This window comes from Romboutsia sp. (assembly GCF_035470145.1).
In the GTDB taxonomy this organism is placed as follows: domain Bacteria; phylum Bacillota; class Clostridia; order Peptostreptococcales; family Peptostreptococcaceae; genus Romboutsia_D.
In genome coordinates, this window is the sequence record NZ_DATIRC010000156.1 from 1 (window position 1) to 15521 (window position 15521).

At 28.2% G+C, this 15521-nt stretch carries 9 protein-coding genes and 2 rRNA genes; 9 read left to right on the forward strand and 2 right to left on the reverse strand.

What is annotated here, in order from left to right:
* From VLM92_RS05955 to VLM92_RS05975, 5 genes are all read left to right on the forward strand, one after another.
* A 23S ribosomal RNA gene (locus VLM92_RS05955) occupies window positions 1-90 on the forward strand; the annotation flags it as partial.
* An 85-nt stretch (window positions 91-175) separates the two neighbouring features.
* A 5S ribosomal RNA gene (rrf, locus tag VLM92_RS05960) occupies window positions 176-292 on the forward strand.
* A gap of 241 nt (window positions 293-533) precedes the next feature.
* The gene (gene nifJ / locus VLM92_RS05965) at window positions 534-4064 is read left to right on the forward strand and encodes a pyruvate:ferredoxin (flavodoxin) oxidoreductase (RefSeq protein WP_325275430.1); all 3531 of its coding nucleotides are present in this window, start codon (window positions 534-536) and stop codon (window positions 4062-4064) included.
* Window positions 4065-4386: 322 nt separating this feature from the next.
* A complete protein-coding gene (gene murJ, locus VLM92_RS05970; protein WP_325275455.1) occupies window positions 4387-5952 on the forward strand; it encodes a murein biosynthesis integral membrane protein MurJ in 1566 nt (521 codons plus the stop codon).
* A 152-nt stretch (window positions 5953-6104) separates the two neighbouring features.
* A complete protein-coding gene (locus tag VLM92_RS05975) occupies window positions 6105-9296 on the forward strand; it encodes a ligand-binding sensor domain-containing protein (RefSeq protein ID WP_325275431.1) in 3192 nt (1063 codons plus the stop codon).
* Between the two features lie 36 nt (window positions 9297-9332).
* On the opposite strand, the gene VLM92_RS05980 is transcribed toward VLM92_RS05975, so the two are convergent.
* A complete protein-coding gene (locus VLM92_RS05980; protein ID WP_325275432.1) occupies window positions 9333-9728 on the reverse strand; it encodes an HsmA family protein in 396 nt (131 codons plus the stop codon).
* 5 nt (window positions 9729-9733) lie between these two features.
* Window positions 9734-10174, reverse strand: a complete 441-nt coding sequence (locus tag VLM92_RS05985) for a MarR family transcriptional regulator (RefSeq protein WP_334309497.1) — start codon at window positions 10172-10174, stop codon at window positions 9734-9736.
* A gap of 431 nt (window positions 10175-10605) precedes the next feature.
* Here VLM92_RS05985 and VLM92_RS05990 point away from each other — a divergent pair, with 431 nt between their 5' ends.
* The 4 genes from VLM92_RS05990 to VLM92_RS06005 all read left to right on the forward strand — a co-directional run bounded on the left by VLM92_RS05990 (window position 10606) and on the right by VLM92_RS06005 (window position 15405).
* On the forward strand, window positions 10606-11601 hold the full coding sequence (locus tag VLM92_RS05990; protein ID WP_325275433.1) for an asparaginase: 996 nt from the start codon (window positions 10606-10608) through the stop codon (window positions 11599-11601).
* 217 nt (window positions 11602-11818) lie between these two features.
* Entirely contained in the window at window positions 11819-12805 is a 987-nt protein-coding gene (locus tag VLM92_RS05995) for an ABC transporter permease (protein ID WP_331681698.1), read from the forward strand.
* Window positions 12789-13697, forward strand: a complete 909-nt coding sequence (locus tag VLM92_RS06000) for an ABC transporter permease (protein WP_331681699.1) — start codon at window positions 12789-12791, stop codon at window positions 13695-13697. Before VLM92_RS05995 ends, VLM92_RS06000 begins: the two co-directional genes overlap by 17 nt.
* Before the next feature lie 136 nt (window positions 13698-13833).
* On the forward strand, window positions 13834-15405 hold the full coding sequence (locus tag VLM92_RS06005) for an ABC transporter substrate-binding protein (RefSeq protein ID WP_325275436.1): 1572 nt from the start codon (window positions 13834-13836) through the stop codon (window positions 15403-15405).
* Window positions 15406-15521: the final 116 nt, after the last annotated feature.

Below are 15521 nucleotides of genomic sequence, written 5' to 3' on the forward strand. Positions count from 1 at the left end.
CCCAGGAAGACTACCTGGTTGATAGGTCGAAGGTGTAAGTGCAGTAATGTATTTAGCTTACCGATACTAATAGGTCGAGGACTTGACCAATAAATGATTCATTCTAAATGATATACAGTTTTCAGAGTATTAACTCTAAAATTTAATTAAGAAATTAATTAAAACATAAAGATTATGTGGTTATAATAGCAAAGAGGATACACCTGTTCCCATTCCGAACACAGAAGTTAAGCTCTTTAGCGCTGATGGTACTTGGTGGGCAACTGCCTGGGAGAGTAAGACGTAGCCACATAATTTTTTTTATTATTAATAAAAAATAAGGGTGTAGGTATTAATACTTAAATAATATCTACACCCTTATTTCGTGTAAAAGAAAAATAAGAGTGTAGTTGAAATGATAAATTTAAAGTATATGAGCTCTGATTTGATATGTTAAATAGAATTAATTTTATAAAATATGAGTATTAAACTTTTTTTATGGGAAAAATAATAAGTAGTAACGCTTATATTAATTACATAAAAGGAGAACACTTATGGCAAAAATAATAAAAACAGTTGACGGTAATACAGCAGCAGCACATGTTGCATATGCATTTACTGATGTTGCAGCAATATTCCCTATAACACCATCATCAAACATGGCAGAAGCAGTTGATGAGTGGGCTGCTCAGGGATTAAAAAATATTTTCAATCAAAAAGTAAATGTTGTTGAAATGCAATCTGAAGCAGGAGCGGCAGGTGCATTTCATGGATCTCTTCAAGCAGGAGCACTTACAACTACATTTACAGCATCACAAGGATTACTTCTTATGATACCTAATATGTATAAAGTTGCAGGGGAATTACTTCCAGGGGTATTCCATGTAAGTGCACGTGCATTAGCATCTCAAGCTTTATCAATATTTGGAGATCATCAAGACGTTATGGCGGCACGTCAAACTGGATGTGTGATGCTAGCATCAGGTTCAGTGCAAGAAGTAGCAGACTTAGCTCCAGTAGCGCATTTAGCAGCAATTAAAGGAAGGCTACCATTTGTACATTTCTTCGATGGATTTAGAACTTCTCACGAAATACAAAAGGTAGAGTTACTTGAATATTCGGATTATGCTAAATTAATAGACTATGAAGCATTACAAGAATTTAGAGATAGAGCATTATCACCAGAGCATCCTGTTACACGCGGTACAGCTCAAAATCCAGATATATACTTCCAAGCAAGAGAAGCGAGTAATAAATACTATGAAGCAATAGTACCAATAACAGAAGACTATATGAAACAAATGAGTAATCTTACAGGAAGAAATTATGGACTATTCAATTATTATGGACCTCAAGATGCTAAAGAAATATTAATTGCAATGGGATCAGTAACTGAAGCTATTGAAGAAACTATAGATGAATTAAATTCTAAAGGTGCAAAATATGGGTTAGTAAAGGTTCATTTATATAGACCTTTTTCTATAAAACATTTTTTAGATGTAGTGCCGAAGAGTGTAGAGAGAATATGTGTATTAGATAGAACAAAAGAACCAGGAGCAATTGGTGAACCTTTATACTTAGATGTACGTTCAGTATATTATAATAAGGAAAATGCTCCTATGATAATTGGTGGTAGATATGGGCTTGGTTCAAAGGATGTAACACCATCACATATAAAGGCTATATTTGATAACTTATCAAGTTTAAGTCCAAAAGATCAATTTACAGTAGGTATAGTTGATGATGTAACAAACACATCTATAGAAGTGAAAGATGAGTTAAAGTTAAGTCATGTAGGTACTGTAAATTGTAAATTCTGGGGATTAGGTTCAGATGGTACAGTAGGAGCTAATAAGCAAGCTATAAAGATAATAGGAGATAATACTAAGAAATATGCTCAAGCATATTTTGCTTATGACTCTAAAAAATCTGGTGGGATAACAATGTCTCATTTAAGGTTTGGAGATTTACCTATAAAATCAACTTATTTAATAGATAATGCTGATTATATAGCTTGCCATAATCAATCATATGTAAACCAATATGACTTATTAAAAGGTCTTAAGCATGGTGGAACATTTGTATTAAATACAATATGGGATGAGAAAGAGCTAGATGAACATTTACCAGCTAAAATGAAAAACTTCATAGCTAGGAATAATGTAAACTTCTATACTGTAAATGCAACTAAAATAGCTCAAGAAATAGGTCTTGGAAATAGAATAAATATGATAATGCAATCAGCATTTTTTAAACTAGCAAATATAATACCTGAAGATGAAGCAACAGAATACTTAAAAGCATCAATAAGTAAAACTTACGGTAAAAAAGGTGAAAAAGTTGTTAATATGAACTATGAAGCAGTCGAGCAAGGTAAAAATGCTTTAGTAAAAATAAATGTACCAGAGTCTTGGAAATCTGCAATAGATAATAATGATGGTAATGATAAAGAACCTGATTTTATAAAAAATATATTAAGACCAATGAATGCTCAAGAAGGAGATAGTTTACCAGTAAGTACATTTAATGGAATAGAAGATGGTACATTCCCAGCAGGTACTGCGGCTTATGAAAAACGTGGTATTGCTATAAATGCACCAGAATGGATAATAGACAACTGTATTCAATGTAATCAATGTGCATATATTTGTCCTCATGCAACAATTAGACCATTCTTATTAAATGAAGAAGAAGTTAAAAATGCGCCAGAAGGTTTTGAGACTAAAAAAGCTATAGGTAAAGGTTTTGAGGGATTACAGTATAGAATGCAAGTAGATACTATGGACTGTACAGGTTGTGGAAACTGTGCAGATATATGCCCAGCTAAGCAAAAAGCATTAGTTATGGAGCCTCTTGAAACTCAAACTGATAAAGAAATACCAAATTGGGAATATGCAGTTTCTCAAGTTTCATATAAAGGTGATTTAGTAGCTGGAAAAACTGTTAAGGACTCACAATTTAAGACTCCTTTAATGGAATTCTCAGGAGCTTGTGCAGGATGTGGAGAAACAGCGTATATCAAGCTAGTTACTCAATTATTCGGAGATAGAATGATGATAGCAAATGCTACAGGGTGTTCTTCTATATGGGGAGGATCAGCTCCAGCAACTCCATATACTATAAACCATGAAGGGAAAGGTCCATCTTGGGCAAATTCATTATTTGAGGACAATGCAGAGTTTGGATTTGGTATGCATTTAGCAGTTAAACAAATGAGAACTAAACTATTCGATATAATGAATGAATTAGTAGTGATTGAAGATTGTGCAGATTATAAAGATGTATTTGAAAATTGGATATCTAATATGAATGATGGAGAAGCATCTAAAGATGCAAGCAAGAAAGTTTTAGAAGTTGTAGAAAGGAAATCATTCAGTGGAAGAGCAAAAGAATTATTAGATGAAATAAAAGCTAGAAAAGAATATTTAGTTAAAAGATCACAATGGATACTAGGAGGAGACGGTTGGGCATATGACATTGGATATGGTGGGCTTGACCATGTACTTGCATCTGGTGAAAACATAAATGTCTTAGTATTTGATACAGAGATATATTCAAACACAGGAGGTCAAGCATCAAAATCAACTCCAGTAGCAGCAATGGCTAAATTTGCAGCATCAGGTAAGAGATCTAAGAAGAAAGATTTAGGTATGATGGCAATGAGTTATGGAAATGTATATGTAGCTCAAGTTGCAATGGGTGCAGACAAAAATCAGTTATTAAAAGCTATAATAGAAGCTGAAAATTATGATGGACCATCATTAATAATAGCGTATGCCCCATGTATAAGCCATGGATTAAAAGAAGGTATGGGAAGAAGCGTAGCTAATGAAGCACAAGCAGTAGCATGTGGATACTGGCACTTATATAGACACAATCCACAATTAAAAATAGAAGGAAAAAATCCATTTATACTAGATTCAAAAGATGCAACAGCAAGCTTTAGAGATTTCATAATGGGACAAGTAAGATATTCTGCAATAGCTAAACAATTCCCTGATGTAGCTGAAGAACTATTCAATATGACAGAGGAAAATGCAAAAGAGAGATATGAGTCTTATAAAAGGCTAGCTCAACAAATGTAATTTAAAAAGGTGTGTACTTAAATTTAAGTACACGCCTTTTTAAATATGAAATATTATATATCAATATAAATTCGTATAAAAAAATATTAAGAAGTGAAGATTTTATAAGTTTAATAAATTTACTAATAATATATCTAACTAACTAACTAACTAACTAACTAATTTATTTAATAGATTATATATTAAATAAATTAACTAAGTTTTTATTTTATGATATTATAAATAATATTATCATTATTTATAATAATTGAATCTAGATATTATGAAAATAATTTATAAGGTAAAAATAAATAATATACACACCAAAAAGAAAGGATTATTTATGTCCAAAGCAACCAAGAAAACTGCTGTTATTTTAATGATTATAATATTATTATCTAAGGTGACAGGATTTTTAAGAGATATAGTATTAGCACAATCATTTGGAGCAGGAAATATAACAGATGCATATCTTACAGCATTAAATATACCTGTTGTATTGTTTGATGGAATAAGTGCATCTCTTGGAACAACATTTATACCAATGTTTTTCAGCATAAAAGAGAGTAAAGGCAATAAAGAAGTATATAGATTTACAAGTAATATATTAAATATAGTATTAGTAATTAGTATTATATTTATTATTATAGGTATAATATTTACACCGTATATAGTAAAAATATTTGCAATGGGATTTGAAGGAAAAGTACTAGAACTTACAGTAGGATATTCTAGAATTTTATTATTCTCTATGATTTTTATAGCTACGAATGGTTTAATATCATCATTTTTAGTAGCATCTGGAAATGTATATATATCCGGAATTGTAAGTATACCCTTTAATATATTTGTTATAGTAGCAATATTTTTAGGTTCTATTACAAATTCCTATGTAATGGTATACGGAACTTTATTTGCATATATAGTACAACTTTTATTTCAGATACCATTTTTATTAAAAAAAGGATATAAGCACAAATTTATATTAGATTTAAAAGATGAAAATATACAACAAATATTATATCTTGTATTACCTGTATTTTTTGGTTCTTATGTAAATCAAATAAATACAGTAGTAAATAGAACCTTAGCATCTACTTTAGAGACTGGTAGTATTACAGCTCTAAATTATGCAAATAAACTAAATATATTTGCAGTAGGAATTATAGTTATATCTTTATCAACAGTAATGTATCCAATACTTTCAAAACTAGCTAGTGAAGGTAATATAAAAGCATTTAAATATAATATATCTAAGTCCATAAATATAATAATAATATCTATGGTACCAATTATGATAATAATTATGGATTTATCAACACCTATAGTTAAAATGTTATTTGAGGAAGGTTCCTTTGATTCAAGAGCTACTTATTTAACGTCAACAGCATTATTTTATTATTCAATAGGAATAGTAGCATGTGGACTAAGGGAGATTTTATCAAAGGCATTTTACTCACTACAAGATACAAAAACTCCAGTAAAAAATGCTACAATAGCAGTAATTATAAATGTAATATTTTCTATAATTTTAGTAAATTACATGGGAATAGGAGGACTTGCATTAGCAGGGTCTATATCTGCTATAATTACTACAATTTTATTATTTATATCTTTAAGAAAGAAGATAGGTAAAATCGGGCTTAAAGGTATTTTTACTAATTTCATAAAAGTTTGTGCATCATCTATAATGATGGGAGTTATAATGAAAATTACATACAATAGCATATTTAAATTTGGCGCAAGTATGCTAGGAGCAAGCAGAAAGCTCATGGGACTAAGCGCTATGATGTGTGTTATATTAGGATTAATTGTGTATATAATATTAATACTGATATTTAATATTAAAGAAGCTAAGGAAATGGTAAATTTAGTTAGAAATAAAATTATAAGAAGTTTAAGAGATTAATATATTAAATTTAATTTAATAATAATACAATTTATTAAAAAGGCGCTTAGTTAAGCGTCTTTTTAAAGTTAGCAGTATAGAAAAAAAAACCATAATGTAGTATAATTTGTACTGTTATAGATAAATTTATTGATTACAATAAGGGGAAGAGGATGAAAAAGATAAATATATTAAAAATTTTAGGTATTATTGTTTTAGCAATTGTAGTACTTAATGCAAATATTAACGTTTCATATGCATCAAATATTAGTTTTAGAAATATTAAAAATGAAGATGGATTATCTCAATCTACAGTAGAGACGGTGATTCAAGATAAAAAAGGATATATATGGATTGGTACCAACGATGGTTTGAACAAGTATAATGGTTATGATTTTAAAGTTTATAGACATGATGAAAAAAATATAAATAGCATAGCTAATAACTACATAATAGATTTACAAGAAGATAATAATGGGAATATATGGGTAGGAACTGCCGATGGATTAAGTAAAATAAATACGGAAAATGAGAAAATAACTAATTACTTTTCATCAGAAAAAAAAGGAAATTTATCGCATAATAATATTGGAGATATTCTAGTAACAAAAGAGAATAAAGTAATAGTAGGAACATCTAATGGTCTTAGCTTGTATGATGAAGCTAATGATAAGTTTATACATATCTTTTCTGGAGAGAATGACTTAAGTAGTCAACTTATACATACACTAGAAAAAGATAGCAATGGAGACATATGGGTAGGTACTAAACTAGGTTTGAATAAAATAGATATAAGTAAAAATAAAGTATATAAATTTTATAGTAATAAGGAAGATAAAAATACAATAAGTGAAAATAATATATATGGTCTTTATTATGATGACAATGGATATATATGGGCAGGGACATTTGAACAAGGTTTAAATAGAATCGATATAAATACTAATGAAGTAACAAGATTTAAACATGATTCAAATGATGAAAAATCAATACCAGGTAATTATGTAAGAGATATATTTAAAGGCAGTAATGGAACAATATGGATTGCAACAGACAAAGGATTAGCAAAACTTAATGAGGACGATAAAACATTTACTACATATAAAAGTAATACGTATGATATAAATAGCTTAATTAATGATGATATTTATACAATTATAGAAGATGAGAGTGGCTTGATTTGGGTAGGGACTTATTTAGGAATAAGTATATTTGATCCTAATAATAGTATTAAGCATTATAAAAGAAACCCATTCAATAATAATTCATTAAGTGAGAATGCTATTCATGGGATATATGAAGATGAGGATGGACTATTATGGATAGGAACTAACTCAAAAGGTGTAAACATTTTGAATAGAGAAACTAATGAAATATCTCATTTAAATAGAGAAACAACAAATTATTCATTTAGTAACAATTGTATAAATGATATAACTGGTAAAGGCAATGAAATATATGTAGCTACAAATAATGGTGTAAATAAAATTAATAAAAAACAAAATACAATAACCGTATATAACAAGGAAGATGGATTGAGTGAAGATAATATAAGATCATTATTTTTAGATAGTAATGGATATCTTTGGATAGGAACATCTGATGGAGTAAATATACTAAATCCAAAGACAGATGAAATAAAAGATATAACAGATGAAATAAAGGATTTTGATATAGAAGCATTATATGCAAAAGTTATATATGAAGATAGTGAAGGGATATATTGGATAGGGTGTTTTGTAGATGGAGGTCTAATAAGATTAGACCTTAATAATAATAGTATAAAAAAATATCAAAATAAAGAAAATGATAAAAGTACAATAAGTTCAGATACTATAAGATGTATATCCGAAGATAATGATGGAAACCTATGGATAGGAACTAGTTATGGATTAAATAAATTTGATAAAAAGTCAGAAACATTTACACGATATACAACATTAGATGGACTAGCTAATAACACAGTATATGGTATATTAGTGGATGAAAATAATAACTTATGGGTTAGTACTAATAAGGGAATTTCAAAGTTTGTTATTAAAAGTAACACTTTTGAAAATTTCAGTGTAACAGATGGGCTGCAAGCTAACGAATTTAATGGAAGTGCAGCTTACAAAAATAATAAAGGTGAATTTTTCTTTGGAGGAATAAATGGATTAAATATATTTAATCCATCTCAAGTAAACAAAAAGAAATATACACCAAATGTTGTATTTGATGATTTTGAAGTAAATGGAAAACATTATAACAATATAGATGGGATGAAATTTAAGCATAATGAGAACTTTCTTAATATAAATGTATTTTTCCCAGACTATAGCAATGTTGAAAATGTTAAGTATTATTATATTTTAGATGGCACAAGTGAACATTGGCGTCAAGTGGAGTCAAATGATATAAATTATAGCAATTTATCACCTGGAAAATATACTCTAAGAATAAAGGCTAGAAGTCACAATGGTAACATTACAGATGAAAGTAAAGTGACTTTTACTATAGACCCTCCATTTTATAAAAGTAGTATAGCATTCTTTATATACTTTTTACTATTAATACTAGTGATATATTCATATACTAATAGGATGAAATATTTAGACAAATTAGTTCACAAAAAGACGGAACAATTAAGTCACGAGATGGAAATAAGTAATGAATTATTAAATAAAGTAATTGAATTAGAAAGAAATAAGAATAGTTACTTTATTAATCTATCTCATGAGCTTAGGACACCATTAAACGTAATTTATACTACTGAACAGCTAATAACAGAGTTTAATAAATTTGATAATGGAATAGAAAAAGAAAAATTAACTCAATATATGAGTGTGATGAAAAGAAACACTAAAAGGCTATTGCGTTTAATAAATAATTTAATAGATACCGCTAAAATAGATCATGGAAAATATAAAGTGGATTTAAAAGAAAATGATATTGTATATGTAGTTGAAGAAGCTACATTATCATTAAAAGAGTATGTAGAAAATAAGGGAATCGAATTAATAATTGATCCTGAAATTGAAGAAAAAATTATTATGTGCGATGCCTATGAGATAGAAAGATGTATAGTTAACTTGGTTGGGAATGCTGCAAAATTTACTCCAAGTGGGGGAAAAATAGAAGTATGCATAAAAGAGTTAAATGATAAAGTTATGATATCTGTACAAGATAATGGTGTTGGTATGGATCCTAAATATCATAAGTTAATATTTGATAGATTTAATCAAATAGTAGATGTACATTCAGAAGTTAAAGGTGGAAGTGGATTAGGTTTAACAATAACAAAGCATATAATAGATCTTCATAATGGAGAAATATATGTTGAAAGTGAATTAAATAAGGGATGTAAATTCACTATAATTTTATAATATTATATAAAAATGCACTCAAAATGAGTGCATTTTTTACATCATGCCTATAAACATACCGATAAAGTAAGGTATAAGCCATATCGTCCATACTACTATACTAAATTTATGAAAGAATTTTTTCTTTTCTTCATTACCTTTAAATAATACATAAGTTGCCCATACAGCATGGAATAGCATAAGTACTATAGCTAAGAAACCAGTAATTCCATGTAAACTTTGAGTAAAAGACGATGTAGCAATAGTTGAAGAACTACGTGCTATTTCACCCATTGTTAGAGTTCCTGATGTATCACAAACTAAACCACCCCAGAATATTAGCACATGGTTTTTGTTTAATGTTTTAGCCTTTCTTTCACCAAAAACACCTATTGTATAAAGAATAAGTGCTAATGTAATAAATACTATAGATATTATTAATTTTGTATCCATAATTATCACTCCTTGATTTTAGATAAAATATTTCTTAAATTTAATACTAATTCGTTTAGCTCTTCTTCTGTACAATCCTTAAATATATTGTCAAAGCTTTTTTGAATTTTAACTCTGAATTTAATAGCAAAGTCTTTTCCTTTATTAGTAAATCTTAAATAAGTATTTCTTTTATCATTTTCTTTTTTGAATTTTTCAATAAATCCATTTTGTTCAAGCCTAGTTACTATGCCAGAAACTGTTCCTTTAGCTAAGGACATTTCGTGACATAAATCAGATATTGTCATTTCTTGGTTGTGTGCGATTAATTTAATAATTATAATTTGTTGATGAGTTAAACCATTTTCTTTAAAACTATCTTCAATAGAATACATTGTTTTAGAGTAAATTTCTTTTAGCAACATTGCAACTCTAAAACTATCAAAATTTGAATTCAATAAAATCACCTCGAATATTTATATTAATAATAAAAACTAATTAAAAAATAGTTTCTATACGAACTAATATACTATAAAGAAAATATCAAGTCAATGGTTTCTATGCAAACTATTAAAAAAATAGTGAATATCTTAAAATATATAAAAATAAGAAAATTTAATTGATTAAAAAATGGCAATTATATAGCATTTTAAATTATATATTTATTGAACTTGTTTATAAATGATTAGGTTGGAAAAATTATAAAAATGTATTATATCTATGTAATCAATATCTATATATATTAGAAATCCAGTTAGGATTAGGTCTATAAGGAATATGGATTACTATAAGCGCATACGAATGTATAAGAGGAATGATATCCTATATGAGATATAAAAAAAGGTTATTGCAGAGCTAAAATAGTTATATAAAATATATTTTGAGGGAAGCGAATAATATGAAAAGTGCTATAAATGTATATAGAGGAAAATTAGTAGAATGTACACATAATGCTCATGTAGCAGTAGTCGACATAGATAAAAATTTATTAAAGTATTATGGGAATCCGAAAGAAATTATTTATGCTCGATCAGGTGTAAAACCAATACAGGCAATACAGGTATTAGAAACCGGAGCATGTGAAAAATATCATATAGAAGATAGAGAAGTTGCTTTAATATGTTCTTCACATTCTAGTGAAAAATATCATGTAAGAGCAGTAGAAAGTATATTAAATAAAGCAGAAATAGATGAAGATAAATTGAATTGTGGTACTCATATACCATTTAATACGGATGTATATAAGAAAATAATAGAATCAGGAGAAGCGATAACACAAAAATACCATAATTGTGCTGGAAAACATTGTGGAATGCTGATAAGTGCAAAACATATGGGTGAAGATTTAGATACTTACCTAGAAATAAGTCATCCACTACAGCAAAGAATAATAGAAAATTTATCAATAGTATGCGAGTATGATAAGAGTGATATACTAATTGGGCTAGATGGTTGTGGTGCTCCTGTTCATGCTTTAGAATTACAAAGCCTAGCCTATGGATTTGCTCAAATGGCTAATCCTAAAAAATTACCGGATAAAGAAAAATATATAAACAAAATAACAAAGGCTATGATTGATTTTCCAGAAATGGTAGGCGGTACAGATAGATTTTGTACAGAACTTATGAAAGTTTGCAAAGGAAGAATTTTCGGCAAAATGGGATCTCAAGGAGTTTATTTAGTTGGACATAAAGAAAAAGGAATAGGAATTGCAGTTAAAATAGAAGATGGAAGTACATCTGCAACAAGCTGTTTAGTTTTAGAAGTTCTTAGCCAAATGAAATTAATATCTAAAGAAGAAAGAGGAAAACTTATAAAATTTGCTACCCCTAAAATCTTAAATGCTAGAGGGGAAATAGTAGGAGAGATGAAAGCAGAGTTTAAATTAATATAACTATGCTCCAATGAAACTGCATTTTTTTAATATATAATTAGTTTACATTTAATACAAATAGTGCTAAAATTAGACTGTAATAATAAATAGATAAAAAAATAACTATTGAAATTAAAGCCATGAAGGTTTTACACAATGAGTGTATACTTTTATGGTTTTTTTGTATTAATAGAAAATTAGAAGAAGTTTTATATTGAAATAAATGAGGGGGATTATTTTGTTAAGAGATATATTAAAGAAAGTAATTCAGTTTATAGGAGTAATGTTTCTATTATCGATAATTGTATTTTATATGGCAAGATTATCTCCAGGAGATCCATTAAGGTCTTATTATGGAGAAGGTGTAGAAAGAATGAGTACTATAGAAAAACAAGATGCTATGGAGAAATTAGGGCTAGATGAACCAATATATATTCAGTATGGAAAGTGGATATCTAATGCATATAAAGGTGATTTTGGAATATCTTTTAAATACAAACAAGATGTATCTACAGTTATAAAAGATGTTTATATAAATACTATAATTTTAGGTGGTTTAGGTTACATATTAACCTTTATTTTAGCATTAATAATGGGAATATTTTGTGCATTGAATGAGGATAAGGTAATAGATAGATTTATATGCAAAATAGGAACCATAACTAATTGTATACCTTCATTTTGGATTTCTTTAGTATTAGTATTAGTATTTAGTATAAATTTAGGTATGTTACCAACAAGTGGAGCCTATTCAATGGGGCAAGGAAATAATATCATCAGCAGAATAACACATCTGATTTTACCACTAACAGTTCTTATATTAAGCCATCTTTGGTATTATACATATATGATAAGAAACAAATTATTAGAAGAAATAAGAGAAGATTATGTTTTGTTATGTAAAGCAAAAGGATTAAATAACAAGACTATAGTGTATAAACATTGTTTGAGAAATATAATGCCCACATATATAAGTATAATGGCAATTTCAGTTCCTCATATACTAGGAGGTACATATGTAGTAGAACAAGTTTTTTCATATCCAGGTCTAGGATCACTTTGCTTTGAAAGTGCAAAATATCATGACTATAACATGTTATTAATTTTAAGTTTATTAACAGGAACTTTAGTTGTATTTGCAAACATGATATCACAAATTATAAATAATAAAATAGATCCTAGAATGAAACATGATAGAGGTGATAATAGTGAAATTGCAATATAGCGACTTTGAAATAGTAGGAGCAAATTATATTAGCCAAGAAAATGATAAAAAAGTAAAAAGTAAGAGTCTTGTAAGTAAAATTAAAGATAAACCTTATATATCAATAATTGTACTAAGTATAATAACGCTAGGATGTATTTTCTCATCAGCAGTAATGAATCATGATCCAACCTATATGGATTTATTAAATTCAAATGTAGCTCCAAATAAAGAGTTTTACTTTGGAACAGATTCAATGGGAAGAGATATATTTTCAATGATATGGTATGGAGGAAGAGCATCTTTACTGATAGGGATATTATCTACAATAATTTCAACTTTTATTGGAATTGCATATGGAAGTATTAGTGGAGCATCATCTGAAATTGTAGATGATATTATGATGAGATTGACTGAAATAATAATTAGCATACCATCAATATTAATAATAATATTTGTACAGGCTATGCTTGGAAAATCAACACCAATTTCTATTTCTATAGTCATAGGTATAACTAGCTGGATGAATATTGCAAAGATAGTAAGAAGCGAAGTAAGGCAAATAAGAAACAGTGAGTATATATTGGCAGCTAAAAGTATGGGAGGTAATTTCATATATATAGTGTGTCAACACTTATTACCTAACTTTATATCATCTATAATGTTTATGGTAGTGACTAACATTGGAATGGCAATTGGAACAGAGTCGACTCTTAGTTTTTTAGGAATCGGCTTACCTTTAGAAATTATATCTTGGGGAAGTATGCTTTCATTAGCAGAACAAGCGCTACTAACAAATCAGTGGTGGCTAATATTAATACCAGGTATATTTTTAGTAGTTACATTAGTTTGTATTACTAATATAGGAAATCATATAAGAAAAATTAATAATAAGAACTTAAGTAACTTATAGGTTATATTTAAGTAAGCGAATACTAGATAGCATTTGAAATATATATTTAAATAAAAAATTCGATTTACTCATTTCGCTCAAGTGAAGCAGTTGGAAATTATATTAAAAAGGGGTAATTATATAAGGGGGTCATATTATGAAATTAAAGAAGTTAAAGGTTATGAGTTTAGTAATGATTTTAAGTTTAATGGCAGGATGTTCAAATGGTAGTAAAGGAACTGAAGAAGAATCAGATAGTGCAGTAAAATCATCTGATGAAAAAGTTTTAGTTTATGGAAGTGGAGATTATACAAGTATAAATCCAGCTTTATATGAACATGGTGAAATAAATTCACTAATATTTAATGGGCTTACAGCACACGATAAAAATAATAAAATAATTCCATGTTTAGCAGAAAGTTGGGAACTTGATAAAGAATCTAATACATACACTTTTAAATTGAGAAATGATGTTAAGTGGCATGATGGAAAAAAATTCACAGCAGAAGATGTTAAGTTTACTTTAGAAACAATAATGAATCCAGAGAATGCTTCTGAAATAGCATCAAATTATGAAGATATAGCTAATATAGAAGTTGTAGATGAAACTACTATAAAAATAACTTTAAAAGCACCAAATGTAGCAATGCTTGATTATTTAACAATAGGTATATTACCAAAACACATACTAGAAGGTAAAGATATAACAACAGATCCTTATAACCAAAGTCCAATAGGAACAGGACCATTTAAAATGGAAAAATGGGATAAAGGGCAAAGTATAACTCTTGCTAAGAATGAAGATTATTTTGAAAAAGAACCTGGTTTAGATAAAGTTGTATTTAAAATAGTTGTAGATGCAAAAGCGAAAGCAATGCAATTAAAATCAGGAGAATTAGATTTAGCTCAAGTAACTCCAAAGGATGCTAAAATATTTGAGGGTAACAAAGATGTTAAAGTAAATATAATGAAGACTTCAGATTATAGAGGTATAATGTATAACTTTAATGCACCTTTATTTAAAGAAAATAAAGAATTACCTAATGCATTAAGTTATGCAATAGATAGAAAAGCGATATTAGAAAGTGTATTATTAGGACATGGACAAGTAGCTTACTCTCCGCTTCAATCTGGCGCATATAATAATACTAATATAGAAAAATTTGATTATAATCCTCAAAAATCTAAATCAGAATTAGAAAAGAGTGGATGGAAATTAGGTAGTGATGGTATATATGAAAAAAATGGAACTAAACTATCTTTTGAAATAGTATGTCCTGAAGGTGATCAAGTTAGAGTAGATATGGCAAATATATGTGCACAACAATTAAAAGCAATTGGAGTAGATGCAAAAGTTGCAGTTAAATCTGAAATAGATTGGGAAAATCAAGATAGTTATTTAATAGGATGGGGTAGTCCATTTGATCCAGATGATCATACTTATAAAGTATTTGGTACAAATAAAGGTGCTAACTACAATATGTATTCTAATGCTAAAATAGATGAATTACTTCAAAAAGCAAGAGAAACAGAGGTAGATGCAGATAGAGTTAAGTACTATAAAGAATTCCAAGAAGAAATGGTTAAAGATATGCCATATACATTTATATCTTATATAGATGCAATATATGTTGGAAAAAGCAATGTAAAAGGTATAACACCTGAAACAGTTTTAGGACATCATGGTGTAGGTATATTCTGGAATATAGCTGATTGGACAATAGAATAATATAATAAAGAATATTTAGAAAGTAATTATCTGCAAATAGATAATTTATGATTTCTTAATTATCATTATAAAAAAGCTTAAGGAGTCTTTTGACTCTTTAAGCTTTAAATAGTATA

Coding starts and splice junctions, on each gene's coding strand:
- nifJ (WP_325275430.1), top strand. CDS start 534: ATGGCAAAAATAATAAAAACAGTTGACGGTAATACAGCAGCAGCACAT.
- murJ (WP_325275455.1), top strand. CDS start 4,387: ATGTCCAAAGCAACCAAGAAAACTGCTGTTATTTTAATGATTATAATA.
- VLM92_RS05975 (WP_325275431.1), top strand. CDS start 6,105: ATGAAAAAGATAAATATATTAAAAATTTTAGGTATTATTGTTTTAGCA.
- VLM92_RS05980 (WP_325275432.1), bottom strand. CDS start 9,728: ATGGATACAAAATTAATAATATCTATAGTATTTATTACATTAGCACTT.
- VLM92_RS05990 (WP_325275433.1), top strand. CDS start 10,606: ATGAAAAGTGCTATAAATGTATATAGAGGAAAATTAGTAGAATGTACA.
- VLM92_RS06005 (WP_325275436.1), top strand. CDS start 13,834: ATGAAATTAAAGAAGTTAAAGGTTATGAGTTTAGTAATGATTTTAAGT.